The 23,703-nt window shown below is 70.3% G+C and carries 25 protein-coding genes; 10 read left to right on the forward strand and 15 right to left on the reverse strand.

Features of this window, described 5'->3' with window-relative positions:
* Positions 1-5: 5 nt before the first annotated feature.
* Both EDF48_RS11610 and EDF48_RS11615 read right to left on the reverse strand, forming a co-directional pair.
* The gene (locus EDF48_RS11610) at positions 6-815 is read right to left on the reverse strand and encodes a cytochrome c (protein ID WP_123294420.1); all 810 of its coding nucleotides are present in this window, start codon (positions 813-815) and stop codon (positions 6-8) included.
* 21 nt (positions 816-836) lie between these two features.
* Positions 837-1,475 carry a heme-copper oxidase subunit III gene (locus EDF48_RS11615; RefSeq protein ID WP_111084027.1) on the reverse strand — a complete coding sequence of 213 codons (639 nt, stop codon included), beginning with the start codon at positions 1,473-1,475 and terminating at the stop codon, positions 837-839.
* A gap of 70 nt (positions 1,476-1,545) precedes the next feature.
* Between EDF48_RS11615 and trpD the strand changes: the two genes are divergently transcribed.
* Positions 1,546-2,607 carry an anthranilate phosphoribosyltransferase gene (gene trpD, locus EDF48_RS11620; protein ID WP_131880104.1) on the forward strand — a complete coding sequence of 354 codons (1,062 nt, stop codon included), beginning with the start codon at positions 1,546-1,548 and terminating at the stop codon, positions 2,605-2,607.
* Positions 2,608-2,706: 99 nt separating this feature from the next.
* On the opposite strand, the gene glpK is transcribed toward trpD, so the two are convergent.
* Positions 2,707-4,218 (reverse strand): glycerol kinase GlpK, encoded by a 1,512-nt coding sequence (glpK, locus tag EDF48_RS11625; RefSeq protein ID WP_111084025.1) that lies wholly within the window; start codon positions 4,216-4,218, stop codon positions 2,707-2,709.
* Positions 4,219-4,293: 75 nt separating this feature from the next.
* A complete protein-coding gene (locus EDF48_RS11630; protein WP_111084024.1) occupies positions 4,294-5,019 on the reverse strand; it encodes an MIP/aquaporin family protein in 726 nt (241 codons plus the stop codon).
* A gap of 318 nt (positions 5,020-5,337) precedes the next feature.
* Here EDF48_RS11630 and dhaK point away from each other — a divergent pair, with 318 nt between their 5' ends.
* The 3 genes from dhaK to dhaM all read left to right on the forward strand — a co-directional run bounded on the left by dhaK (position 5,338) and on the right by dhaM (position 7,774).
* Positions 5,338-6,339 carry a dihydroxyacetone kinase subunit DhaK gene (gene dhaK, locus EDF48_RS11635; RefSeq protein WP_131880106.1) on the forward strand — a complete coding sequence of 334 codons (1,002 nt, stop codon included), beginning with the start codon at positions 5,338-5,340 and terminating at the stop codon, positions 6,337-6,339.
* A gap of 74 nt (positions 6,340-6,413) precedes the next feature.
* The gene (dhaL, locus tag EDF48_RS11640) at positions 6,414-7,055 is read left to right on the forward strand and encodes a dihydroxyacetone kinase subunit DhaL (RefSeq protein ID WP_131880108.1); all 642 of its coding nucleotides are present in this window, start codon (positions 6,414-6,416) and stop codon (positions 7,053-7,055) included.
* Entirely contained in the window at positions 7,052-7,774 is a 723-nt protein-coding gene (gene dhaM, locus EDF48_RS11645; RefSeq protein WP_131880111.1) for a dihydroxyacetone kinase phosphoryl donor subunit DhaM, read from the forward strand. Before dhaL ends, dhaM begins: the two co-directional genes overlap by 4 nt.
* 24 nt (positions 7,775-7,798) lie before the next feature.
* Here dhaM and EDF48_RS11650 read toward each other — a convergent pair whose 3' ends face one another.
* The gene (locus tag EDF48_RS11650) at positions 7,799-8,440 is read right to left on the reverse strand and encodes a TetR/AcrR family transcriptional regulator C-terminal domain-containing protein (protein ID WP_131880113.1); all 642 of its coding nucleotides are present in this window, start codon (positions 8,438-8,440) and stop codon (positions 7,799-7,801) included.
* 55 nt (positions 8,441-8,495) lie between these two features.
* Here EDF48_RS11650 and EDF48_RS11655 point away from each other — a divergent pair, with 55 nt between their 5' ends.
* Positions 8,496-9,716, forward strand: a complete 1,221-nt coding sequence (locus EDF48_RS11655; protein WP_131880115.1) for a beta-ketoacyl-[acyl-carrier-protein] synthase family protein — start codon at positions 8,496-8,498, stop codon at positions 9,714-9,716.
* 31 nt (positions 9,717-9,747) lie between these two features.
* Positions 9,748-11,649, forward strand: a complete 1,902-nt coding sequence (locus EDF48_RS11660) for an ABC transporter ATP-binding protein (RefSeq protein ID WP_131880117.1) — start codon at positions 9,748-9,750, stop codon at positions 11,647-11,649.
* Here EDF48_RS11660 and EDF48_RS11665 read toward each other — a convergent pair.
* Complete coding sequence (locus tag EDF48_RS11665; RefSeq protein WP_165932377.1) at positions 11,646-12,104, reverse strand: MerR family transcriptional regulator; 459 nt, start codon at positions 12,102-12,104, stop codon at positions 11,646-11,648. The two genes, EDF48_RS11660 and EDF48_RS11665, sit on opposite strands and share 4 nt — an antisense overlap.
* An 89-nt stretch (positions 12,105-12,193) precedes the next feature.
* Here EDF48_RS11665 and EDF48_RS11670 point away from each other — a divergent pair, with 89 nt between their 5' ends.
* Entirely contained in the window at positions 12,194-13,177 is a 984-nt protein-coding gene (locus EDF48_RS11670) for an aldo/keto reductase (protein ID WP_131880121.1), read from the forward strand.
* A 65-nt stretch (positions 13,178-13,242) separates the two neighbouring features.
* Here the strand turns inward: EDF48_RS11670 and EDF48_RS11675 are convergent, their stop codons facing one another.
* From EDF48_RS11675 to EDF48_RS11685, 3 genes are all read right to left on the reverse strand, one after another.
* Positions 13,243-14,286 (reverse strand): DMT family transporter, encoded by a 1,044-nt coding sequence (locus EDF48_RS11675; protein WP_131880123.1) that lies wholly within the window; start codon positions 14,284-14,286, stop codon positions 13,243-13,245.
* Positions 14,267-14,638 (reverse strand): metalloregulator ArsR/SmtB family transcription factor, encoded by a 372-nt coding sequence (locus tag EDF48_RS11680; protein ID WP_131880125.1) that lies wholly within the window; start codon positions 14,636-14,638, stop codon positions 14,267-14,269. Before EDF48_RS11680 ends, EDF48_RS11675 begins: the two co-directional genes overlap by 20 nt.
* Before the next feature lie 63 nt (positions 14,639-14,701).
* Positions 14,702-15,538, reverse strand: a complete 837-nt coding sequence (locus EDF48_RS11685) for a helix-turn-helix transcriptional regulator (protein WP_131880127.1) — start codon at positions 15,536-15,538, stop codon at positions 14,702-14,704.
* A gap of 102 nt (positions 15,539-15,640) precedes the next feature.
* Between EDF48_RS11685 and EDF48_RS11690 the strand changes: the two genes are divergently transcribed.
* Positions 15,641-16,321 (forward strand): SDR family NAD(P)-dependent oxidoreductase, encoded by a 681-nt coding sequence (locus tag EDF48_RS11690; protein WP_131880129.1) that lies wholly within the window; start codon positions 15,641-15,643, stop codon positions 16,319-16,321.
* 16 nt (positions 16,322-16,337) lie between these two features.
* Here EDF48_RS11690 and EDF48_RS11695 read toward each other — a convergent pair whose 3' ends face one another.
* The gene (locus EDF48_RS11695; RefSeq protein ID WP_131880131.1) at positions 16,338-16,787 is read right to left on the reverse strand and encodes a GNAT family N-acetyltransferase; all 450 of its coding nucleotides are present in this window, start codon (positions 16,785-16,787) and stop codon (positions 16,338-16,340) included.
* Positions 16,788-16,878: 91 nt separating this feature from the next.
* Between EDF48_RS11695 and EDF48_RS11700 the strand changes: the two genes are divergently transcribed.
* Positions 16,879-17,910: an alcohol dehydrogenase catalytic domain-containing protein gene (locus EDF48_RS11700; protein WP_131880133.1), complete on the forward strand. Its 1,032-nt coding sequence runs from the start codon at positions 16,879-16,881 to the stop codon at positions 17,908-17,910.
* A 5-nt stretch (positions 17,911-17,915) separates the two neighbouring features.
* On the opposite strand, the gene EDF48_RS11705 is transcribed toward EDF48_RS11700, so the two are convergent.
* Positions 17,916-18,509: a dihydrofolate reductase family protein gene (locus tag EDF48_RS11705; RefSeq protein WP_131880135.1), complete on the reverse strand. Its 594-nt coding sequence runs from the start codon at positions 18,507-18,509 to the stop codon at positions 17,916-17,918.
* Positions 18,510-18,661: 152 nt separating this feature from the next.
* On the reverse strand, positions 18,662-18,817 hold the full coding sequence (locus EDF48_RS19125; protein ID WP_159571359.1) for a hypothetical protein: 156 nt from the start codon (positions 18,815-18,817) through the stop codon (positions 18,662-18,664).
* Positions 18,818-18,912: 95 nt separating this feature from the next.
* On the opposite strand from EDF48_RS19125, the gene EDF48_RS11710 reads away from it, so the two are divergent.
* The gene (locus EDF48_RS11710) at positions 18,913-19,812 is read left to right on the forward strand and encodes a shikimate dehydrogenase (RefSeq protein WP_131880137.1); all 900 of its coding nucleotides are present in this window, start codon (positions 18,913-18,915) and stop codon (positions 19,810-19,812) included.
* Positions 19,813-19,905: 93 nt separating this feature from the next.
* On the opposite strand, the gene EDF48_RS11715 is transcribed toward EDF48_RS11710, so the two are convergent.
* The 3 genes from EDF48_RS11715 to EDF48_RS11725 all read right to left on the reverse strand — a co-directional run bounded on the left by EDF48_RS11715 (position 19,906) and on the right by EDF48_RS11725 (position 23,702).
* Entirely contained in the window at positions 19,906-20,172 is a 267-nt protein-coding gene (locus tag EDF48_RS11715) for a hypothetical protein (protein ID WP_123294405.1), read from the reverse strand.
* A 119-nt stretch (positions 20,173-20,291) separates the two neighbouring features.
* Positions 20,292-22,685, reverse strand: coding sequence for an excinuclease ABC subunit UvrA (locus EDF48_RS11720; protein WP_131880139.1), 2,394 nt, complete (start codon positions 22,683-22,685; stop codon positions 20,292-20,294).
* Positions 22,686-23,246: 561 nt separating this feature from the next.
* Entirely contained in the window at positions 23,247-23,702 is a 456-nt protein-coding gene (locus EDF48_RS11725) for an NUDIX domain-containing protein (RefSeq protein ID WP_131880141.1), read from the reverse strand.
* Between the last annotated feature and the right edge of the window lies 1 nt (position 23,703).

A 23,703-nucleotide genomic window follows, 5' to 3' on the forward strand; every position in this document is an offset into this window, starting at 1 on the left:
GACGATCAGTTGGACTTCGCGGTCAGCCAGACGGTCATCGCGACGACCGCGCCGAGTCCGAAGATCCAGATGAACAGACCCTCGGCCACCGGGCCCAGGGAGCCGAGTGCGAACCCGCCGGGCGACTTGTTGTCCTGCACGTACTTGAGGTACGTGATGATGTCGGCCTTCTGCTCCGGCGTGAGGTTCAGGTCGTTGAAGACCGGCATGTTCTGCGGGCCGGTCTGCATCGCCTCGTAGATGTGCTTGCCCGAGACCGTCGACAGGTTCGGTGCGTACTTGCCCTCGGTCAGGGCACCGCCGGCGCCGGCCACGTTGTGGCACATGGCGCAGTTGATGCGGAAGAGCTCGGCCCCCTCGGCCGCGTCGCCGTCCTCACCGTTGGTGAGCTCGGTGGACGGGACGGCCGGGCCGGGGCCCAGCGAGGCGACGTACTCGGCGAGGGCGTCGACCTGCTCGTCCGTGAACTGCGCGGGCTTCTCTTCGGCCTGCGGACCCTGGGCGGCCATCGGCATGCGGCCGGTGCCGACCTGGAAGTCGACCGAGGCGGCGCCGACACCGATGAGGGACGGGCCCTCGCTCGTGCCCTGGGCGGAGAGGCCGTGGCAGGTCGCGCAGTTCGAGGCGAAGAGCTTCTGGCCCTCGTTGACCTTCGACTGGCTGGTCGCCGCGACGGTGCTCGTGCTGTCGTCGGCGTTGGCCGTGGAGCTGAAGAGCGCGTACGCACCGCCGGTGGTCATGAGGCCCACGACGATGAGCGAGACGGTCGCCATCGGTGAACGGCGGCCCTTCTTGGTCTTGGTTCTGTTGAACATGTGCTCGGGGGTGTCCAGTTCCTACTTGAGAAGGTAGATGACGGCGAAGAGGAAGATCCACACGACGTCGACGAAGTGCCAGTAGTACGACACGACGATGGCGGTGGTCGCTTCCTTGTGACCGAAGTTCTTCGCGGCGAAGCCGCGGCCGAGCGTCAGCAGGAAGGCGATGAGGCCACCCGTGACGTGGAGGCCGTGGAACCCGGTCGTCATGTAGAAGGCCGAGCCGTAGGCGCTGGAGGAGAGCGTGACGCCCTCGTGCCAGAGGTTGGCGTACTCGAAGATCTGGCCGCAGACGAAGATCGCGCCCATCGCGTAGGTGACGAAGAACCACTCCGTCATGCCCCAGTGGCGCGGGTTCCAGCTCGTGCGGTGCACCTGGAAGCGCTCTGCAGCGAACACGGCGAACTGGCACGCGAAGCTGGACAGCACCAGGATGATCGTGTTCACCGAGGCGAAGGGCACCTCAAGCTTGGAGGTTTCGGCCGCCCACAGCTCGGGGGACGTGCTGCGCAGCGTGAAGTAGATCGCGAACAGGCCGGCGAAGAACATGACCTCGCTGCCCAGCCACACGATCGTCCCCACGGCAACGGCGTTCGGCCTGTTCAGGGCCGGACCGCTGGCGGATCTGGAGAGAGGGGTGCTAGTCACGTCCTCCATTATGGCCGAAACCCCAGACAGTGTTTTCGCAGGAGACTGGCGGGTCTCTCGAATTCACTACGATCGAGCCATGCCTGACGCACTCTCTTGGCCTGCAGTGATCAGCGCGCTCATGGCGCGCGAGGACCTGACGATCAGGCAATCCACATGGGCCATGGAGGAGATCGTGCACGGGCGCGCCACCCAGGCACAGATCGCCGCGTTCGCCGTGACGCTCCGTGCGAAGGGCGAGACCGTCGACGAGGTGGTCGGGTTCCGCGACGCGATCCTCGACGCCGCCGTTCCGCTGGACGTCGACCCGATGGCGTTGGACATCGTCGGGACGGGTGGGGACGTCGTCGGCACCGTGAACGTCTCGACCATGGCGGCGATCGTCATCGCCGCCGCCGGGGTGCCCGTCGTGAAGCACGGCAACAAGGCGAGCTCGTCGAAGTCCGGTTCGAGCGACGTGCTCGCCGCACTCGGGCTCGATCTCACGATGGACGCCGCGCGTGTCGCGGACACCTTCCGGCGTGTCGGACTGACCTTCGCGTTCGCCAACGCGTTCCACCCGGGCTTCGCCCACGCCGGGCCGGTCCGCCGCGAGATCGGTGTACCCACGGTGTTCAACTTCCTCGGGCCGCTCGTCAACCCCGCACGGTGCGAAGCGAACGCCGTCGGCGTCGCGCAGCTCGACCTCGTGCCGATCATCACGGGCGTGTTCCAGACCCGCGGCGCGACCGCCCTGGTGTTCCGCGGGGACGACGGCCTCGACGAGCTCACCACCACCGGCCACAGCCACATCTGGGAGGTCACCGGCGGGCGCATCATCGAGCACGACCTCGACCCGCGCGACCTCGGCATCGCACGTGCAGGCACCGAGGACCTGCTCGGTGGTGACCCCGAGCACAACGCGGCCGTCGTGCACCGCGTGCTGTCGGGGGAGACGGGCCCGGTACGCGACATCGTGTTGCTCAACGCCGCAGCGGGACTGGTCTCCTTCCGTCTGGCGCAGGACCCGGCCGAGTCCGACCGACCGATCCTGCAGCGCTTCCGCGAGCAGCTCGCAGTGGCCGCCGAGGCGATCGACTCCGGCGCCGGTACCCGCAAGCTGGCGGACTGGATCGCGGTCCCGACCGCGACCGACGCGTAGGAGACGCAACCGACGGGAGGCCCGGTGCCGGTTCCAGGAACCGGCACCGGGCCTCCCGTCGGTGCGTTCAGTGCACGCGGTCAGCGTGCGCGTGCGTCGCTACTGGACGTCCTCGTCGACCCAGTCGAAGGTCTTCGTGACGGCCTTCTTCCAGAGACGGAGCGTGCGCTCGCGCTCCGCAGCGTCGAGCTGCGGCTCCCAGCGCTTGTCCTCCTGCCAGTTGGCGCGGAGCTCGTCGAGGTTGGCCCAGAAGCCCACCGCGAGGCCGGCCGCGTAGGCCGCGCCGAGCGCCGTCGTCTCGGCGACGACCGGACGCACCACCGGCACGTTGAGGATGTCGGCCTGGAACTGCATGAGCTCGTTGTTGGCGGTCATGCCGCCGTCGACCTTGAGCTCGGTCAGGTCCACGCCCGAGTCGGCGTTCACCGCGTCGAGGACCTCGCGGGTCTGCAGCGCCGTCGCCTCGAGGGCCGCACGTGCGATGTGCCCCTTGTTGACGTAGCGGGTCAGACCGACGATGGCACCGCGAGCGTCCGGACGCCAGTACGGCGCGAACAGCCCGGAGAACGCCGGCACGAAGTACACGCCGCCGTTGTCCTCGACGGTCTTGGCGAGTGCCTCGACCTCCGGGGCACTGCCGATGAGACCGAGGTTGTCGCGGAGCCACTGGATGAGCGAACCCGTGACGGCGATCGAGCCCTCGAGTGCGTAGTGCGTCTCCTGGTCGCCGAGCTTGTAGCCGACGGTGGTGAGCAGGCCGTTCTCGGAGCGGACGATCTCGGTACCGGTGTTGAAGATGAGGAAGTTGCCGGTGCCGTAGGTGTTCTTCGACTCGCCCTGGTCGAACGCCGCCTGGCCGAAGGTCGCGGCCTGCTGGTCGCCGAGGATGCCCGCGATCGGGACCTCGCGGAGCAGGTTGGACGACTCGACGTGGCCGTAGACCTCGGAGGAGCTGACGATCTCGGGGAGCATCGACTTCGGCACACCGAAGTCGGCGAGGATGTCGTCGCGCCACTGGAGCGTCTCGAGGTCCATGAACAGCGTGCGGGACGCGTTCGTGACGTCGGTCTTGTGGACGCCGCCGTCGACGCCACCGGTCAGGTTCCAGAGGACCCAGGTGTCGGTGGTGCCGAAGAGCAGGTCCCCGGCCTCGGCCTTCTCACGCGCACCCTCGACGTTCTCGAGGATCCACATGATCTTGGTGCCGGCGAAGTACGTCGCGAGCGGGAGGCCGACGATGGCCTTGTAGCGGTCGGTGTCACCGTCGGCGAGCTTGTCGACGATCGACTGCGTGCGGGTGTCCTGCCAGACGATCGCGTTGTAGATCGGCTTGCCGGTGGTCTTGTCCCAGACGACGGCGGTCTCGCGCTGGTTGGTGATGCCCACGGCGGCGACGTCGTGACGCGTGATGTCGGCACGCGACAGTGCCTGACCGATCACCTCGCGGGTGTTGTCCCAGATCTCGGCGGGGTCGTGCTCGACCCACCCGGCGCGCGGGAAGATCTGCTCGTGTTCCTTCTGCCCGGTCGAGATGATCGAGCCGGAGTGATCGAAGACGATCGCTCGGGTGGAGGTCGTGCCCTGGTCGATGGCGACGATGTAGTCGGCCATTTGGTGCTCCTTACGGGTGTTCGGTGCGGTGAGCGGCCCGCGATCGCGGGCCGCTCACCCCGGGGTTGGGTTGGGTCAGCTGACGACGGGCAGCAGGGCGTAGGACAGCCCGGCGGCGATGGCGCCACCGATCAGCGGTCCGACGACGGGCACCCAGGCGTACGACCAGTCGCTCGAGCCCTTGCCCTTGATGGGCAGGAAGGCGTGCGCGAGGCGCGGACCGAGGTCACGGGCGGGGTTGATGGCGTAGCCGGTCGGGCCACCGAGGCTGACACCGATCGCGATCACGAGGAAGGCGACGGGGATCGCGCCGAGCTGCGCCGGGGTCTGGCCGTTGGTGAAGGCGATGACGACGAACACCAGCACGAAGGTGCCGATGATCTCGGTCACGAGGTTCCAGCCGTACGACCGGATCGCGGGGCCGGTGGAGAAGACGCCGAGCTTCGCGGCGGGGTCGGGCTCCTCGTCGAAGTGCTGCTTGTAGGCGAGCCAGACGATGACGGCCCCGATGACCGCACCGATGAGCTGGGCGAGCCAGAACAGGAGCATCGCGCCGACGGTGATGTTGCCGAGGATGGCCTGGGCGAGGCTGACAGCCGGGTTGAGCTGGCCACCCGACTTGTACGACACGGTGACACCGGCGAAGACCGCGAAGCCCCAACCGATCGTGACCATGAGGAAGCCGGCCCCGAAGCCCTTCGACTTCGAGAGGGAGACGGCGGCGACGACACCGCCACCCAGGATGATGAGCATCGCTGTACCGACGAGCTCGGACAGGAACTTGACGCCGATGTCGTCCATCGGTGACCTCCAGTGCGTGAGGTGGGGGTCCGGTGGTGCTGCGCCGCACTCCCCGTTGAGTGATTGAGGCCGAGCATAGTGACGCGGAGAACGACGGGGCGATGGATTCCTGAGGGAAGTCCGGGATCGTGCACGAACGTGCAACCGGCGTGCGCTGCGAGGGATCGCGAGCCGGTGACGCGTCCCCGTCGCACTGCACGAACGTGCAGACCGGACGAACGAGCGCCCGGGCGTCGGATGTAGATTGGGCGCACTCCGGTCGACGACGGCGGTGTGCAGTTCGCCTCGGCTCGGCCCCGTACCCGTGGAGGCACGCGCATGAAGAAGCTCATCAACGACCCGCAGGCCGTGGTCGACGAGACCGTCCGGGGATTCGCCCGGGCACACGCCGGACACGTCGTCCTGGTCGAGGACCCGATCCACCTGCACCGCGCCGACGCACCCGTCGCCGGCAAGGTCGGCATCGTCAGTGGCGGCGGCAGCGGACACGAGCCGCTGCACGCGGGCTTCGTCGGGTACGGCATGCTCGACGCCGCCGTCCCGGGCCCGGTGTTCACGAGTCCGACCCCCGACCCGATCGTCGCGGCCACCAAGGCCGTCGACGGCGGCGCGGGCGTCCTGCACATCGTGAAGAACTACACCGGCGACGTCCTGAACTTCGAGACCGCCGCCGAGCTCGCCGAGATGGACGACATCCGCGTCGAGGCCGTCGTGGTCGACGACGACGTCGCCGTGCAGGACTCGCTCTACACCGCCGGTCGCCGCGGCGTGGCCGGCACCGTGGTCGTCGAGAAGTGCGCCGGTGCCGCGGCCGAGCGCGGTGACGACCTCGACGCCGTCGCCGCGATCGCCCGCCACGTCAACGACGTCACGCGGTCGATGGGCCTGGCGCTGGCGTCCGGCACCGTGCCGCACGCGGGGGAGCCGTCCTTCACGCTCGCCGACGACGAGGTCGAACTCGGCATCGGCATCCACGGCGAGCCCGGGCGCGAGCGCATCCCGATGGCACCGGCCGACCAGCTCGTCGACCGTGTGCTCGAACCGATCCTGACCGACCTCGACGCCCCGGCCGGCTCGAAGCTGCTCCTGCTCGTCAACGGCATGGGCGGCACCCCGCTGTCCGAGCTGTACATCGCCTACCGCCGCGCCGCCGAGGTGCTGACGGACCGCGGGTACGACGTCACGCGTAGTTTGGTCGGCGACTACGTCACGTCCCTCGAGATGCAGGGGTTCTCGCTCACCGTCACGGTGCTCGACGAGGAACTCACGGCACTCTGGGACGCACCGGTGGAGACCCCGGCACTGCGCTGGGGTCGCTGAGCGGCCGACATCGACCGCTCGACCACCGACCACGACACCGAGCCCACCGGGCCGGAAACACGAAGGGAACCGCATTGGCGCTCGACACCGCATGGGCCATCGACTGGGTCCGTCGCACCGCTGCGACGATCGACGAACACCGGGCAGAGCTCGTCACACTCGACCGCGAGATCGGTGACGGGGACCACGGCGAGAACCTCGACCGCGGTTTCCGCGCCGTGCTCGAGGCCGTCGACGGCGGGTCCTTCGACACACCCGGTGCCGTGCTCAAGACGGTCGCGACGAAGCTCATCTCGACCGTCGGCGGCGCCGCCGGCCCGCTGTTCGGCACCGCGTACCTGAAGGCAGCCCAGGCTGCTGGCGACGCGACCGAGTTCGACGCCGACACGCTCGTCGCCGTGCTCGCCGCAGCTCGCGACGGCGTGGTCTCGCGCGGCAAGGCCGCCGTCGGCGACAAGACGATGGTGGACGCCTGGACCCCCGCGGTCGACGCCGCCACCGCTGCCGCCGCAGCCGGTGACGACCCGGCAGCAGTGCTCGCCGCCGCGGCCGACGCCGCCGCCTCGGGCGCCGAGGCCACCGAACCACTCGTCGCCCACAAGGGTCGTGCGAGCTACCTCGGCGAACGCGCCGTCGGGCACCGCGACCCGGGTGCGCAGTCGACGGCGTACATCCTGCGTGCCGCGGTGCACGCGATGACGGGTTCCGCCGCGTGACCGTCGGCATCCTGATCGTCTCGCACAGCGCTGCGATCGCCTCCGGCACCGTCGAGCTCGCCCGCCAGATGGCGGCCGACGTGCCGCTCGTCGCCGCGGGCGGGACCGACGACGGCGGCATCGGCACGTCGTTCGAGGCGATCACCGCCGGCATCGAGGAGCTCGCCGACGCCGACGCCGTCGTCGTCCTGTGCGACCTCGGTTCGGCCTACCTGACCACCGACACGGCGCTCGACTTCCTCGACGACGACGTCCGCGCACGCGTGCACGTCTCGCAGGCGCCCCTCGTCGAGGGCGCGGTCGCCGCGGCCGTCGCGGCCCAGACGGGTGGTGACGCCGAGGCAGTGCTCGCTGCTGCGGCGTCCGCCGCAGGCTCCGCGGACGACGCGAGCACTACCTCCCGTCCGTCCGGTGACCAGCCGGGAGGCCCGGGACCGGGTGGCGGGGCGGCCAGCGTCGACGACGTGGCCGCGTCCGAGAGCGTCGAACTGGTGAACGAGACCGGCCTGCACGCCCGTCCCGCGGCGGAGTTCGTGAAGACGGCAGCCAAGTACGACGCAGCGGTGCGCGTGAACGGCGTGGACGCGAAGAGCCTGCTGGCGATCATGGCGTTGGCACTGCCGAAGGGCGCCACCGTGTCGATCGAGGCGAGCGGGACCGATGCGCAGGTCGCGGTCGACGCGCTGGTGGAGCTGGTGCGGAGCGGCTTCGGCGAGTAGCCCTCGCCGGTCGTCGTCCCGCGCTCAGCGGATGGACACCGTGCCGGCCAGGTCGAGGTCCGACGGCCCGCCGGTGACGCCCGCGTCGGCCAGGAGCGTCGCGCCGAACACCGCGCTCCAGAACGTCCGGGCATCACGGCCGACACCACTCGGACTCGTCCAGCCGTGCTCGGCGACGACGCGCTCGAGGTAGCGCTCCGACTGCCGGAACAGGACCGCGAGCAGGAGTCGCACGCGCTCGCGCTGGGCGTCGTCGTCGCCGGCGGCGGCCAGCGCGCGCACGACGAGCAGTGTCGACGGCATGGCGAGTGCGGTGCGTGCGAGCACCTGACGGAACGCGTCGGCGGACCCGGCACGCCGACCGGCGGCCTGCAGGCGCGTGGTGTCGCGGAGGAAGAGCGCGAAGGCGGCGTCGAGGACGAGGCGGTCCTTCGAGCCGTAGTGGTGCGTGATCTGGTTCGGGTAGACCCCGGCCGCACGGGCGATCTCGCTGACGGTGACGGCGTGGCGTGCGCTGCTCGCTCCGCCCGCGCCACCGGCGCGTGCGGTGCTCGCTCCGCCCGCGCCACCGGCTGCCCCTGCGCTGAGGAGTCCGGCGGTCGCGGCGAGGATCCTCGCCCGGGTCGCTGCGCCGCGGGTCGTCCGGGCGCCGTCGGTGGTTGCCATCTCTGAATTGTACGTAGTACAACTCAACTTGTTCAACGTACAAGAAGGGGCACTCGTGGACATCTCCATCACCGGCTACGGCGCGGTCTCCCCGTTCGGTCACGGCGTCGCGCCGCTGTGGGACGCCCTGGTCGCCGGACGCTCCGGCGTGCACGAGCTGCACCGCGACGGGCAGCTCTGGGAACGGGTGCCGATCATGGTCGGCGCCGACGCAGCACTCGACGCCGATTCCGCACTCGGTCGCGTCCGGGCGAACCGACTCGACCGCAGCCAGCAGCTCGCGCTCGTCGCCGCCGGCGAGGCCTGGGCCGACGCCGGCGCGCCCGCGGTGGAAGGCCACCGCCTGGCCGTCGTCGTCGGGACCGGCATCGGGGGAGTGGAGACGTTGCTCGATGCACACGACGTGCTCGGCGCCTCGGGCGCGCGTCGGGTGTCGCCCCGGACCGTCCCGATGCTCATGGCCAACGGGGCCGCGGCGCAGATCAGCATCGAGTACGGCGCCCGCGCCGGTGCGTACACGACCGTCTCGGCGTGCGCGTCCGGTGCCGAGGCGATCGCGACGGCCGCGCGGCTCATCGTCACCGGGGAGGCCGACGTCGTCATCGCGGGCGGCACCGAAGCGGCGGTCACCCCGGTCACCATGGCCTCGTTCGCGCAGTCCCAGGCCCTCGCGAAGCCCGACGGTGACGACCCCACCACGTTGTCGCGACCGTTCGACGCCGACCGCCGCGGGTTCGTGCTCGGCGAGGGCGCCGGGTTCGTCGTCCTGGAACGGGCCTCGCACGCCGCCGCCCGCGCACAGCGGTCGCACGGGACGCTTGCCGGGTGGGGGATCACGTCGGACGCGTTCCACATCACCGCCCCGCTCGGGGACGGCAGCGAGCAGGAGCGCGCGATGACGGCGGCGATCCGGATGGCCGGGCTCACCGGTGCGGACATCGACCACGTCAACGCGCACGCGACCGGGACCCCGGTCGGGGACGTCGGTGAGGCAGCGGCGATCGGTCGTGCTGTCGGGACCGGTGCGCTCGTCACCGCGCCGAAGAGCGCCATCGGGCACATGTTCGGTGCGGCGGGAGCAGTCGAGGCGATCCTGACGGTCCGGGCACTCGAGACCGGGGTCGTGCCGCCGACGCTGAACCTGCAGCACCAGGACCCGGCGATCGACCTGGACGTGGTGTCGGGGACGGCTCGGACCGCGGCCATGCGTGCGGCGCTGAACAACTCGTTCGGGTTCGGTGGGCAGAACGCGTCGTTGGTGTTCACCGCGGTCTGAGGGGCACGGGGACCGACGTATCCTGACTGCCATGAGCATGGAAGGCGTTGCCTGGAGCTCGCTGTACAAGATCTCGACCGCCAAGGACGGCAAGCACGGCATCTCGCGCGAGTCGGTGCGGCGGATCATGACGTTCGCAGTGCCCTACCGGGCCAAGCTGGTGGTCTTCATCGTCCTCTCCGTCGTGGGCGCCGTCCTCGCGGTCGCGACACCGGTACTCGCCGGCCGGGTGGTCGACGTCATCGTTGCGCGTGGCGCGCTCAGCACGATCGTCTGGCTCGCGGTCGTCATCGCCCTGGTCGCCGTGGGCGACGCAGGGGTGTCGCTCGCCACGCGCTGGTTCTCGGCACGCATCGGCGAAGGCGTGATCCTGGACCTCCGGACCGCCGTCTTCAACCACGTGCAGAAGATGCCGATCGCCTTCTTCACCCGCACACGCACGGGTGCCCTCGTCAGCCGCCTCAACAACGACGTGATCGGCGCGCAGCAGGCCTTCAGCGGCACGCTGTCCGGCGTGGTCACGAACCTCGTGGCGCTGATCCTCACCCTGACCGTCATGCTCAGCACGTCCTGGCTCGTGACGGTCCTGGCGATCGTCATGCTCCCGATCTTCCTCGTCCCCGCGCGGCGCATGGGCAGCCGCCTCGCCGCGCTGCGTCGCGAGGCCGCCGACCACAACGCCGCCATGAGCACGCAGATGACCGAGCGCTTCTCCGCGCCGGGCGCCACCCTCGTGAAGCTGTTCGGCCGGCCCGACGAGGAAGCAGAGGAGTTCCGGGTGCGCGCCGCCCGCGTCCGCGACATCGGGGTGCGGAGTGCCCTGCTGCAGTTCGTCTTCGTGACCGCCCTCACCCTGGTCTCCGCGCTCGCCCTCGCGCTCGTCTACGGGGTCGGCGGCGCCCTCGCACTCGGTGGCCAACTGAACACGGGCGACGTGGTGACGCTGGCCCTTCTGCTCACCCGCCTGTACGCGCCGCTGACCAGCCTCGCGAACGCCCGGGTGGAGATCATGAGCGCGGTGGTCAGCTTCGAGCGCGTCTTCGAGGTCCTCGACCTCGAACCGCTCATCCAGGAGAAGCCCGACGCCGGCACCGTCCCCGACGGCCCGGTGGCGGTCGAGTTCGACGACGTCCGCTTCGCCTACCCATCGGCGGACAAGGTCTCCCTCGCCTCGCTCGAGGAGGTCTCCACGCTGGACACCCGCGGCGGTGACGAGGTGTTGCACGGTGTCTCGTTCCGGATCGAGCCGGGGCAGACCGTCGCCCTCGTCGGCACCTCCGGGGCCGGCAAGTCCACGATCGCGCAGCTGCTCTCCCGCCTGTACGACGTCGACAGCGGCGCCGTACGACTCGCCGGGTCGGACGTCCGCGACGTCACGTTCGCCTCCATGCGACACACCATGGGGATGGTGACGCAGGACGGCCACCTGTTCCACGAGACCATCCGCTCCAACCTGCGCCTCGCACGGCCCGAGGCGACCGAGGACGAAGTGTGGGACGCCGTCCGGCGCGCGCGGCTCGAACCGCTCATCCGCTCCCTGCCGGACCAGCTGGACACGATGGTCGGCGAGCGCGGCTACCGGCTGTCCGGCGGCGAGCGCCAGCGGATGACCATCGCCAGGCTCCTGCTCGCCCAGCCGCGCGTCGTCATCCTCGACGAGGCCACCGCGGCGCTGGACTCGACATCCGAGGCGGCCGTGCAGGCTGCGCTCAGCGAGGCGCTCGAGGGGCGGACGGCGATGGTGATCGCCCACCGACTGTCGACCATCCGCAGCGCGGACCTGATCCTGGTGGTCGAGGACGGTTCGATCGTCGAGCGTGGGACCCACGAGGAACTGCTGGCCGTCGGCGGACGGTACGAGGAGTTGCACCGGACCCAGTTCGCGGTGCAGAAGGACGTCGCGGCGGACGAGGAAGCGCTCCGGGGGAGCTAGCCTTCCGCCTGTGCCGGATGGCTCCGACCGCTCATCGAAGGACCCGTCGATTCCGCGGTCTCGGGCCGCCTTGCAGCGATGGTCCGGCGGTACGCGTCGATCTTCCGTTCCAGCGCGGCCAGGTGCCGCTGGACTTCGGCCTGCCGGCCGAGGACGGTCGCATGGTGTCGTTCGAGGAGCGCAAGACGCTCGGCATCGTCGGCGCCGGCCCGGTACGCGGCCGCGTACTCGCGCATCTCCTGCACGCTCATCCCCGTACCGCGGAGCATCACCGTCCCGGCGAGCCAGCTCAGCGCAGCCGTGTCGTAGCGGCGCCACCCGTCCTGCCCACGATCAGGAGCCGGCGCGATGCCTTCCTTCTCGTAGTAGCGGACGGTGTCGACGGTGATGCCGAGCAGGCCTGCGGCGGCGCTGATCGTGACGGGCTCGTCGACGCGGACTTCGGGAAGGAGCACGGGATCGAGTACCGCGCTTGACATGGTGTGCGCACCAGGGTGGAAGGTCAGGTTGTCCGGAACGATCCGGCGGCGAACGGAGCACACGCATGCAGCAGATTCCTCTCGGCTCTCAGGGCCTCGTCACGTCCGCGATGGGGCTCGGGTGCATGGGGATGAGCGCGTTCTACGGCGGCGCGACCGAGTCCGGCTCGGTCGAGACCATCCGCCGGGCGCTCGACCTCGGGATCACGCTGTTCGACACGGCTGAGGCGTACGGGCCGTTCGAGAACGAGCGGCTGGTCGGACGGGCCCTCGGCGCTGACCGTGACCGGGTGGTCGTCGCGTCGAAGTTCGCGACGGACTTCACGGATGACGGCACACCGATCGGCCTCGACGGCTCCCCGGAGCATGCCCGTCGCGCGATCGACCGCTCCCTCAGGCACCTCGGAACCGACCACGTCGACCTCTGGTACCTGCACCGTGCCGACCCGAACGTCCCGATCGAGGACACCATCGGGGCGATGAGCGACGCGGTCACCGCCGGGAAGGCCCGGTACATCGGCGTCTCGGAGACCTCCGCCGCAACACTGCGCCGAGCGCACGCGACCTTCCCGATCACCGCGATCCAATCCGAGTACAGCCTGTTCGAGCGCGACGCCGAGCACAACGGCGTCCTCGACGCCGCCTCAGGACTCGGGATCGGCTTCGTACCGTTCTCTCCGCTCGGCCGCGGATTCCTCTCCGGTGCGGTCACCCGCAAGGACGACCTCCCCGAGGGCGATGCCCGCCGGAACCTCCCACGGTTCTCCGACGAAGCCATCGATGCGAACCTCCGCGTCGTCGACGCACTCAAGGTCATCGCCGACGAGAAGGGCGTCACCACCGCCCAGCTCGCTCTCGCATGGCTGATCCAGGCAGGAACCGTCCCGATCCCGGGCACCACGAAGGCATCTCGGGTCGAGGAGAACGTCGCCGCCGCCGACGTCGTCCTCTCCACGAGTGAGCTCGGACGGATCGAAGCGGCCGCACCGCACGGCGTTGCCGTCGGTACCCGGAACACCGAGGTGGGGATGGCGCGAGATCGCGGCTGACTGACGCCCTCGGCGCCGGCCGGGGGCGTCGTGGTGCCTGACGGCCGGTCGTCGACCGAGACACCTCAGTGGGAGTGGCGGTGGTGGCTGTCGGGGTAGTGCTCGTGGGTGTGGGTGATCGGTTCGTTAGTGTGCGTGTGTCGGTGCCACGTGCCGACCGCGACGGGTTCGGCGTGCTCGTGCTGGTGGTGCTCGTCGTGGTGGTGCCAGTGGTCGTGGGTCACGGCTTCGTGGGTGTGCTCGTGCTCGTGTCGCTCGGTGAGGTGGAGCCAGATCCCGACGGCCATGAGGACGCCGGCGATGACCAAGGGCACGGTCACGGGTTCGCCGAGCACGATCGCGAGGACGGCGCCGAAGAAGGGGGCCACCGAGTAGTACGCGCCGGCGCGGGCGGTGCCGACGTGGCGGAGTGCGACGATGAACAGCACCAGGCTCACGCCGTACGCGAAGAAGCCCACCACCATCGCGGCGACGACGTTCCCGATGGCCGGCAGCTGCGCGCCGAGCAGGGAGGCCAGGAGCAGGTTCACGGGCCCGGCGACACCGCCCTTGACGGCGGCGAGCCAGGACGCGTCGTGGATGGCGACCTTCCTCGTGAGGTTGTTGTCGATGCCCCATGACAAGCATGCGCCGAGGATCGCCAACGACGGCCAGGCGCTGACGAACTCGATCCCGGCCGGGACGGTCAACACGACGGCGCCGGCGACGATGGCGAGCATGCCGAGGGCGATGCGGCGGTCGAAGTTCTCACGGAACACGAACCAGGCCAGCAGTGCCGTCGCCACGCCTTCCGCGTTCAGCAGCAGCGATGCCCCTGAGGCGGGCATGTTCACGAGGCCGATCAGCAGGAGGACCGGTCCGAGGACGCCGCCGAAGAGGATCGCTCCGGCGAGGGGCAACTGCTCGTCCCTGGCGAGGTGCACGCGCGGAGCGCGTCGGACGATCCGGATGAGGCCGAGCCCGAGTCCCGAACCCGTGTAGAGCAGTCCGGCGAGCATGAACGGGCTGACCGTGTCGAGGAGGATCTTCGCCGCGGGTGTCCCTGCACCGAAGAGCACCGCGGAGAGCAGCGCCGCTTGGACGCCGCGACTATGCAGGGCGGTCGGCACGAGAGGCTCCGTCGTGGTGGTGGGCGGGGGTCCCGTCGAGCTGGTGCTCGGCCTGGAAGATCGCGTCCGACACGAGCTGGCGAGCGTGCTCGTTCGTGAGGCGGTAGAAGACCCGCGTGCCCTCGTGCCGGGTCGCGACCACGCGGGCGAGGCGCAGCTTGGCGAGGTGCTGCGAGACCGCTGCCGGCGACTTGCCGACCTGCGCGGCGAGGTCGTTCACGGGCAGCTCGCCGTCGGAGAGCGCCAGGACGATCCGCACCCGCGTGGCATCGGCGAGCATGCTGAAGACCTCGACCGCCAGCTCGACGTACTCACTGTCGACGTGTCGGCCACACCTACTATCTGCATCCATGCGCAGATTCTTGCACGCGCACCCGGCCGACGCTCCATCGGTAGGGTGCTGGTGCTGGATGCTTCACGGCGCCGTCGTGAACTGCTGGAGGCCGGTGACCCGCAGCAGGTCGAGCTTGGCGGCGTCCTCGGTTCCGGGGACCGCGGTGTAGACGACGATCCGCAGGTCGCCGCCCGGGACCGTCAGCACGTCGCAGTCGATCTCGATGGGGCCGACGGGCGTGTGCACCTGCTTGCGGCTCGCCCGGTGCTCGGCGATGCGACCGGTGTCCCAGCGACGTTCGAACTCGGGTGACTCCCGGCGCAGCCGCGCGACGAGCTCGGCCAGTTCGCGGTCGGCGGGGTAGCGTCCGGACGCCTGACGGAGGTCCGCTGCGAGGTCGCTCGAGAACTCCTCCTGGTGCTCGTCGTCCCACTCGACGCCGTCGTGCGCGTACATGAAGTGCCGCCACACCAGGTTGCGCTCGATCCCGACGGCCCGCGAGGGGTCACCGTTCAGCGCAGCCCACAGGTCGTTCCACAGCACGATGTCGTGCGTCGCCGTGAACACCGCGATCGGGACGTCGCCGAGCCGGTCGACGAGCCGCTGCACCCCGGGTGTGATGTGCCGCGGGACGACCTGGAGCGACGGGGGAGCGACGCCCGCGACCCGGCACAGGTGGTCGCGCTCGGCCGCGGTGAGCCGGAGCGCCGTGGCGAGCGCGCCGAGCAACTGGGGTGAGGGGTTCAGCGCGCGGCCCTGCTCGAGGCGGACGACGTAGTCGACGCTCACCCCGGCGAGCGCAGCGAGCTCCTCGCGTCGGAGACCCGGGGTCCGTCGGCCGGGCCCGGCCGGCAGGCCGACCTCTTCGGGACGGACGCGGTCGCGCCAGGAACGCAACACACTCGCGAACTCGCTCATGTCCACCATCCTGGCCCCGCGCCTCCCGTCCGTCCTGGTACTGCTGGTCCCACCGTCGCACGGTGCCTGGGGGAGTCAGCCGCTCGGGCGGAGAGTGGGGGCATGACAACGACACTCATCACCGGAGCCAACCGCAGCCTGGGGCTCGAGACCGTCCGCCGCCTGGTCGACGCGGGCCACACCGTGTACGCCGGCATGCGCGATCCGTCCACCGGCGACGAAGCACGCGCCCTCGGTGCCCAGGTGGTCCAGCTCGACGTGACCGACCAGGACAGCATCGACGCCGCGATCGCGACCATCCCCGTCCTCGACGTGCTCGTGAACAACGCCGGCATCCTCGGGACGTCGTTCGGCGTCGACGACCTCGACTCCGCCGCGATGTCCGCCGTGCTCGACACCAACGTCACCGGCATCGTCCGGGTCACGCAGGCAGCGCTCCCGCTCCTGCGGGCATCCGACCACCCGGTGATCGTGAACGTCGCCTCGGGCGTCGGGTTCGCGCGGTGGTTGACGACCCCGGGCCACGACGAGTACGCGGTGCCGGCGGTGCCCTACGCCGCGTCGAAGGCCGCGGTGATCGCGTTGACCGTGCAGTACGCGAAGAACCTGCCGGGGTTCCGCGTCAACGTCAGCGACCCCGGGTACACCGCCACCGAGTTCAACGGGTTCGGTGGCCACCAGACGATCACCGAGGGCACGGACGCGACCGTCGCGCTCGCCACCGTCGGGCCGGACGGGCCCACCGGCGAGTTCCACAACCGGGACGGCCGCATCGAGTACTGAGGTCACGGCGTCCGGCTCAGTCGTGCACGTCGGCGCCGAACCCCGGCCCGGGGCGCATCATCCAGCCTTCCGGGTCGGGGAGCGGACGGAACCCGAACCGCTCGTACAGTGCCTGCGCATCCGCGGTGAACAGGGCGAACCGCTTCAACCCGAGTGGCTCGATCGCCTCGGTCACGCCCTGCACGAGGGCGACGCCGACACCACGGCCACGAGCGTCCGGATCGACGAACACGTCGGCCAGCCAGCCGAACGTCACCCCGTCGGTGATCACCCGGGCGTACCCGAGCTGCGCACCCGTCGCCGTGTCGTAGACGCCGAAGTTGCGGGACCCGGCGATGATCGCGTCCTGGGTGGCACGACTGCGACCCCGTGCCCAGTACGACTGCTCGCTGAGCCAGCGGTGCACGCGGTCGACGTCGAGGTCGGCGGGGTCGGCGGAGAAGTGCAGTGCGGTCGGTTCGTCCATGGGACCAGTGAAGCGGCGGTCGCCGTCGGCGGGCAACAGCCAATCCGTCGCCTGTGGACAACGCGGCACCACCGTCTGGGACGATGGCGGGATGCGCGCAGTCCAGTACGACCAGTTCGGATCCGCCCCGTCGATCGTCGACGTGCCCGATCCGGTGGCACCGGACCACGGTGTCGTCGTCCGGGTCGCGGCCACCGGGGTGTGCCGCAGTGACTGGCACGCCTGGAAGGGGCACGACGACTCCGTCTCGCTGCCGCACGTCCCCGGGCACGAGTTCGCCGGTGTCGTCACGTCCGTCGGGGACGCGGTGACCCGGGTCTCGGTCGGTGACCGGGTGACCGCGCCCTTCGTGTTCGCCTGCGGGACGTGCCCGGAGTGCGTCGACGGCGCCACCCAGGTGTGCACGCGCCAGCAGCAACCCGGGTTCACGCTGCCCGGTTCCCACGCCGAATCGGTCGTCATCCCGCACGCCGACGTCAACGTGGTCGCGCTCCCGGACGCCGTGGGCTTCGCCGAAGCCGCGGCGCTCGGGTGCCGGTTCGGGACGGCGTACCACGCCCTGCACGCCCGAGGTCGGGTCGCCGCACGGGAGTGGGTGGTCGTGTTCGGCTGCGGCGGCGTCGGTCTGTCGACGATCATCGTCGCGGTCGCGGCGGGCGCACAGGTCGTCGCGGTGGACGTCTCGCCGGCGGCGCTCGAACGTGCCGCGGCACTCGGCGCCGTCACCGTGCCGATGGACGGAGCGGCAGTCGCCGCGGTCCGCGCTCGCACCGACGGCGGCGCGCACGTCTCGATCGACGCCTTCGGCAGTCGAGCGACCTCAGTCGCAGCGGTCGCTTCCCTGCGCCCTCGGGGACGTCACGTGCAGGTCGGCCTGCTGCTCGACGACGAAGCCGAGCCGGTGATCCCGATGGGCCGCGTCATCGCTGATGAACTCGAACTGCTCGGCAGCCACGGCATCTCCGTGGGGGAGTACGCGGCGATGCTCGCCGACGTCGTCACCGGGCGACTGCGTCCGGACGACTCGATCGGTCGGACGATCGGTTTCGACGACCTGCCCGGCGCGATCGTCGCCATGGACCGTCCCGCCACGTCGGCCGGGATGACCGTCGCCGTCTTCTGACCTGCTCAGCGCTTCGGTCGGTGCACCAGTCCGAGCGCGCCGCCGGCGAAGGCCTGAGAGCTGATCAGTTCGAGATCGAGCTCGTCCGTCAGGTCGGCGAACACGCCATCGCCTGACCCGAGCGCGACGGGCAGGACCGCTAGCCGGTACTCGTCGACCAGACCAGCCCGGACCAGGCTGCGACCGAACTCCGTCCCGCCCTGCGCGAGGACGTACCCACCGGACTCCTGCTTCAGCGCTGTCACCTCGGCTTCGAGCGGTCCGGCTGCGACTCGTGCACCCGTCCAGGTCGCCGCCGCGGGGGAGTCGGGGTCGGGGACCGGCACCGAGCGTGGATCGAAGTCGCGCTGTGTGGTGAAGACGACCTTGGGGATCCGGTTCATCGGTTCGGCGATCGGCCCGGGCGCCGTCGGCCAGAAACCTGAGATGATCTCGAAGGTCTTGCGGCCGAAGGCGTGCACGCCCGCACCAGCGACGACGTCGAGCACCCAAGCCATCGAGTCCGGACTCCCGCCGCGGAACATCCAGTCCGACTCAGCTCGGGGAGCGGCCACGAAGCCGTCCAACGACATCGACATCTTCAGGACGAGTTCACGCACGGGGAGCCGCTGTCCGGATCTGAGTTGACATAATATGCATTATCGGCGCACAGGTGCGAGCGGCACCAGAGCGTTTCGTGAGCAGAAAAGGTCGGGTCCCACGCGCGGACCCGACCTTTCCTGCTCACGAAGCACATCGTCGGGCGACAGTGTCAGTCGACGGGCTTCGTCGGGACGTCGTCGGCGTCGATCTCGAGCGCCGCCGGTTCACCGCCCTGTTCTTCCAGGTTCTCCTGGTCGGTGTCCGGCTGCTCCGGCGTCTCGCTCTGGGTGGTCTCTTCGGCTGGGTCTGGCTGGCTGTAGCTCATGCGCCGGACGGTACGCTCACCGCGCTGATGACGTATCGGGGCTCCGTGCACGGCGCGCTACTGTCGGATGGCCGGTCGACGCCACGGGAGGAACGATGCCGCAAACGCTCGTCGGGCTGATCGGCGTCGGACTGCAGCGGTCGCTGACTCCCCTGATGCACGAAGCAGAGGGCCGGCTGCTCGGACTCGACTACGAGTACCGTCTTCTCGACCTCGACATGGTGGGCCGGACTGCGGCCGATCTACCGGAACTGCTCGCCACCGCCGAGGCCGAGGGGTACCGCGCGGTCAACGTCACGCACCCCTGCAAGCAGGCCGTCGTCCCGTTGCTCGACGCGCTCGATCCGCGCGCTGCCCGGATCGGTGCGGTCAACCTCGTGCTGTTCCGCGACGGCCACCGCATCGGGTACAACACCGACGAGACCGGCTTCCGGATCGCCGTGGAACGCGGCCTCGGATCGGTCGCCGGGCAGCACGTCGTGCAGTTCGGTGCCGGCGGTGCCGGCTCGGCGATCGCCCACGCGCTCGTCGGACTCGGTGTCCGGCGGCTCGACGTCGTCGATGCGGACGTCGGCCGCACGGAGGCGCTCGTCGCGACGCTCGAGCCACCGACCGACTCCCCCGTCGACGCCCGTGTCCTGGCGATGACCGATGCCGACGAGGTACTCGCGACGGCGGACGGAGCCGTCAACGCGACACCGCTCGGCATGAACGACGACCCGCGGCAGGCCTTCGACCCCGCGCTGCTCCCCCGAGGCGCCTGGGTCTCCGACGCCGTCTACTTCCCGCTCGAGACGCCGCTCGTCCGGTCGGCACGTGCGGCCGGATGCCGGGTGGTCGACGGTGGCTGGATGGCCGTCGGGCAGGCGGTCGCGAGCCTCCGACACATCACCGGGCTCGAGCCGGACCTCGACCGTGTGCGCGCTGCCTTCACCGGGTTCCTCGCCGAAGGGCGAACCGCCGGTGACCGGACCGGGCGCGAAGCCATCGGGTGAGCAGAAGAGGTCGAGTCCGGATGGCGGACTCGACCTCTTCTGCTCACGATGCACGCCCGCGGACGCACCGAGTGCGCCCGCGAACGCGCTCCATCACGACTGGGTGAGGATGACCGCCGTCAGGATGTAGCCGACGATGCCGATGACGATCGCGACGGCCGACAGGATGATGCCGGCGAGGACGGTGCCGCGGCTGCCCCCACGCTTGCGCGCCAGGATGCCGAGCACGAGCCCGATGATGCCGGCGATGATGCCGATCAGGGCGATGAAGATGCCGCCGACGACGCCGACGATGCCGAGCACCAGGGAGACGACACCGAAGGTGTTGGACTGAGCGGGCGCGTTGCCGGGGTTGGACATGGGAGCTCCTTCGATCAGGACGCCGATCCAGGCCGGGTAGCCGATCGTGAGCGTCGATCAAACGCTATCCGAATCGCACCGGCAACGTTCAGGTTCTGCGCACGAACCTGTCCCCTGCTTCAGACGCCGACGTACGTCGCCAGGTGCTGGCCGGTCAGTGTCGAGCGAGCGGCGACGAGGTCGGCGGGCGTGCCCTCGAACACGATCCGGCCGCCGTCGTGCCCCGCGCCGGGCCCGAGGTCGATGATCCAGTCGGCGTGCGCCATGACGGCCTGGTGGTGCTCGATCACCACGACGGTCTTGCCCGAGTCCACCAAGCGGTCGAGCAACCCGAGCAGCTGGGCGACGTCCGCCAGGTGCAGTCCGGTGGTCGGTTCGTCGAGCACGACGATGCCGCCCGGCTCGCCGAGGTGCGTCGCGAGCTTGAGGCGCTGCCGTTCTCCGCCCGACAGCGTCGTGAGCGGCTGCCCGATGGTCAGGTAACCGAGTCCGACGTCGGCCAGGCGCGCCAGGATCGTGTGCGCAGCAGGTAGCGCGGCAGGACCGTCGGCGAAGAACGCCACGGCCTCGGCGACGGACATGCCCAGGACCTGGCTGATGTCCTTGCCGCCGAGCTGGTACCCGAGCACCGACTGGTCGAACCGTTTGCCGTCGCACTCCACGCACGGGGTGGCGATGCCCGCCATCATCCCGAGGTCGGTGTAGACGACACCGGCGCCGTTGCACGCGGGGCACGCGCCCTCGGAGTTCGCGCTGAACAGCGCGGGCTTCACGCCGTTGGCCTTCGCGAACGCCTTGCGGATGGGTTCGAGCAGCCCGGTGTAGGTCGCCGGGTTGCTGCGTCGGGAGCCGCGGATCCCGCTCTGGTCGATGGCCACGACACCCTCGCGATGCGCGAGCGAACCGTGGATCAGCGTGCTCTTGCCGGAACCGGCGACGCCCGTCACGACGGTGAGCACCCCGGTGGGGACGTCCACGTCGACGTCGTGCAGGTTGTGTGCCGACGCACCGCGGATCGCGATCGCCCCGTCGCACCGGCGGACGGCGGTCTTCACCGAGACGCGGTCGTCGAGGTGCTGACCGGTGATGGTCCCGCTCCCCCGCAGCCCCTGCACCGGACCCTGGTAGCAGAGCGTCCCGCCGCCGGAGCCGGCGCCCGGGCCGAGGTCGACGACGTGGTCGGCGATCGCGATCACCTCGGGCTTGTGCTCGACCACGAGGACGGTGTTGCCCTTGTCGCGCAGCCGCAGCAGCAGGCCGTTCATCCGCTCGATGTCGTGCGGGTGCAACCCGGTGCTCGGCTCGTCGAAGACGTACGTGACGTCGCTGAGGGACGACCCGAGGTGCTTCACCATCTTGACCCGCTGCCCCTCTCCCCCGGACAGCGTGCCGGTCGGGCGGTCGAGCGAGAGGTAGCCGAGACCGATCTCGACGAACGACTCGAGCAGGTCGCGGAGGCCGTCGAGCAGCGGCGCGACGCCGGGGTCGTCGATGGCCCGCAGCCACGGGACGACGTCGGTGATCTGCATCGCGCAGACGTCGGCGATGCTCCGGCCCGCGATCTTCGACGAGCGGGCGATGTCGTTCAACCGGGTGCCACCGCACGCCGGGCACGTCGTGAAGGTCACCGCACGGTCGACGAAGGCGCGGATGTGCGGCTGCATCGCCTCGCGGTCCTTCTGCAGCATCGAGCGGCGCACCCGGGGAACGAGCCCTTCGTACGTCATGTTGATGCCGGCGATCTTCTGCTTCGTGGGCTCGCGGTACAGGAAGTCGGCGCGCTCCTGCTCGGTGAAGTCGCGGATCGGGGTGTCCTTGTCGAAGTACCCGGACTCCGCGTACATCCGGACGTTCCACCCGTCGGTGCCGTAGCCGGGGATCGTGATCGCCCCGTCGCCGAGCGCCTTCGAGTCGTCGAACAGCTGCGTCAGGTCGATGTCGTTGACGAGCCCGCGCCCCTCGCAGTCGGCGCACATGCCACCGAGCCGGGTGAACGAGACCTTCTCGGCCTTGGCGTCCTTGCCCTTCTGCACGGTGATCGCTCCCCCGGCGGTGACCGTCGCCAGGTTGAACGAGAACGCGTTCGGACCACCCACGTGCGGGTCGCCCAGACGGCTGAAGAGCACCCGCAGCATCGCGTTCGCATCGGTGGCGGTGCCGACGGTCGACCGCGGGTCGGCGCCGATGCGCTCCTGGTCGACGACGATCGCGGTGGTCAGGCCGTCGAGCAGGTCGACGTCGGGTCGTGCGAGCGACGGCATGAAGCCCTGCACGAAGGCGCTGTACGTCTCGTTGATCATCCGCTGCGACTCGGCGGCGACGGTGCCGAACACGAGCGAGCTCTTGCCGGACCCGGACACACCGGTGAACACCGTGAGTCGACGCTTCGGCAGGTCGACGTCGATCCCCTGCAGGTTGTTGGCGCGGGCACCGCGCACGCGGATCCGGTCGTGGCCGTCGGCGGCGTGCACGCTCCGGCTCTGGGCGGCGTCGTCACCGGAACTGGTATGCATGTCGATCAGCGTACCGGCGGGTACCGACACCGACAAGACAACCCGGCACCATGCACGCCTGCTCACCCGGTGCGCGGTTCCGCGCACCGTGCGCACCTTCTCACCCCGTGCGCGCTTCCGCGCACCGTGCAGCGTCACGAGCGCGCACCACGCCACCAACCCCGCGCCGGCCGACGGACCCGGCACCGTGCGTTGGACGCAACCCACCACCGGACGGGAGGCACGGGTCAGGCCCGCACCGGGCCTCCCGTCAGCACCGTGCGGACCTTCTCACCCCGTGCGCGGTTCCACGCACCGTGCAGCGCCACAAGCGCGCACCACGCCACCAACCCCGCACCGGCCGACGGAGCCGGCACCGTGCGTTGGACGCAACCCACCACCGGACGGGAGGCACGGGTCAGGCCCGCACCGGGCCTCCCGTCAGCACCGTGCGGACCTTCTCACCCCGTGCGCGGTTCCACGCACTGTGCAGCGCCACAAGCGCGCACCACACCACCAACCCCGCACCGGCCGACGGACCCGGCACCGTGCAGACGACGGCCGGGTCAGACGACGGCCGGGTCAGCTCACGGCAAACCGACGCACCAGCTCCGGCAGCTCCGCCGGTTCGAACGGCTCGTCGGTGGCGTCGAGCTCGTCGGCAGTCCACCAGCGCGACGCGAGGATGTCGACCCGCTCGTCGTCGGTCCACTCGGCGTCCGACAACTCGAAGCCCGGGGTGCGCACGACGTAGAACTCGCTGTGGCCGCGGTCGTGGTCGGCGAGGTCCCACTCGACGGTGAAGTCCCAGGACCAGACCGGCTCGCCCGGGTCGTCGATGACGATGCCGGTCTCCTCGCGCAGCTCGCGGATCGCCGCGTCGCGGTGGTCCTCGCCGGGGTCGACCCCACCACCCGGCGTGATCCACCGGTGTGCACCGTCCGACGACGGCGAGTTCGTGTCCATCAGGAACACGCGACCCTCGGGGTCGAGCAGGATGATGCGGGAGGTTCGGCGCAGGCCGGGCTTGGCAGTCACC

This window comes from Curtobacterium sp. PhB191 (genome assembly GCF_004346515.1).
Taxonomy (GTDB): domain Bacteria; phylum Actinomycetota; class Actinomycetes; order Actinomycetales; family Microbacteriaceae; genus Curtobacterium.

What these genes read in the sequence shown, in the direction of transcription:
- EDF48_RS11720 (WP_131880139.1), bottom strand. Translation starts at nt 22,685, where the DNA reads ATGCATACCAGTTCCGGTGACGACGCCGCCCAGAGCCGGAGCGTGCAC.
- EDF48_RS11700 (WP_131880133.1), top strand. Translation starts at nt 16,879, where the DNA reads ATGCGCGCAGTCCAGTACGACCAGTTCGGATCCGCCCCGTCGATCGTC.
- dhaK (WP_131880106.1), top strand. Translation starts at nt 5,338, where the DNA reads ATGAAGAAGCTCATCAACGACCCGCAGGCCGTGGTCGACGAGACCGTC.
- EDF48_RS11650 (WP_131880113.1), bottom strand. Translation starts at nt 8,440, where the DNA reads ATGGCAACCACCGACGGCGCCCGGACGACCCGCGGCGCAGCGACCCGG.
- EDF48_RS11610 (WP_123294420.1), bottom strand. Translation starts at nt 815, where the DNA reads ATGTTCAACAGAACCAAGACCAAGAAGGGCCGCCGTTCACCGATGGCG.
- EDF48_RS19125 (WP_159571359.1), bottom strand. Translation starts at nt 18,817, where the DNA reads ATGAGCTACAGCCAGCCAGACCCAGCCGAAGAGACCACCCAGAGCGAG.
- trpD (WP_131880104.1), top strand. Translation starts at nt 1,546, where the DNA reads ATGCCTGACGCACTCTCTTGGCCTGCAGTGATCAGCGCGCTCATGGCG.
- EDF48_RS11685 (WP_131880127.1), bottom strand. Translation starts at nt 15,538, where the DNA reads ATGAGCGAGTTCGCGAGTGTGTTGCGTTCCTGGCGCGACCGCGTCCGT.
- EDF48_RS11670 (WP_131880121.1), top strand. Translation starts at nt 12,194, where the DNA reads ATGCAGCAGATTCCTCTCGGCTCTCAGGGCCTCGTCACGTCCGCGATG.
- EDF48_RS11615 (WP_111084027.1), bottom strand. Translation starts at nt 1,475, where the DNA reads ATGGAGGACGTGACTAGCACCCCTCTCTCCAGATCCGCCAGCGGTCCG.
- EDF48_RS11630 (WP_111084024.1), bottom strand. Translation starts at nt 5,019, where the DNA reads ATGGACGACATCGGCGTCAAGTTCCTGTCCGAGCTCGTCGGTACAGCG.
- EDF48_RS11680 (WP_131880125.1), bottom strand. Translation starts at nt 14,638, where the DNA reads ATGGATGCAGATAGTAGGTGTGGCCGACACGTCGACAGTGAGTACGTC.
- EDF48_RS11690 (WP_131880129.1), top strand. Translation starts at nt 15,641, where the DNA reads ATGACAACGACACTCATCACCGGAGCCAACCGCAGCCTGGGGCTCGAG.
- EDF48_RS11715 (WP_123294405.1), bottom strand. Translation starts at nt 20,172, where the DNA reads ATGTCCAACCCCGGCAACGCGCCCGCTCAGTCCAACACCTTCGGTGTC.
- EDF48_RS11710 (WP_131880137.1), top strand. Translation starts at nt 18,913, where the DNA reads ATGCCGCAAACGCTCGTCGGGCTGATCGGCGTCGGACTGCAGCGGTCG.
- glpK (WP_111084025.1), bottom strand. Translation starts at nt 4,218, where the DNA reads ATGGCCGACTACATCGTCGCCATCGACCAGGGCACGACCTCCACCCGA.
- EDF48_RS11695 (WP_131880131.1), bottom strand. Translation starts at nt 16,787, where the DNA reads ATGGACGAACCGACCGCACTGCACTTCTCCGCCGACCCCGCCGACCTC.
- EDF48_RS11660 (WP_131880117.1), top strand. Translation starts at nt 9,748, where the DNA reads ATGAGCATGGAAGGCGTTGCCTGGAGCTCGCTGTACAAGATCTCGACC.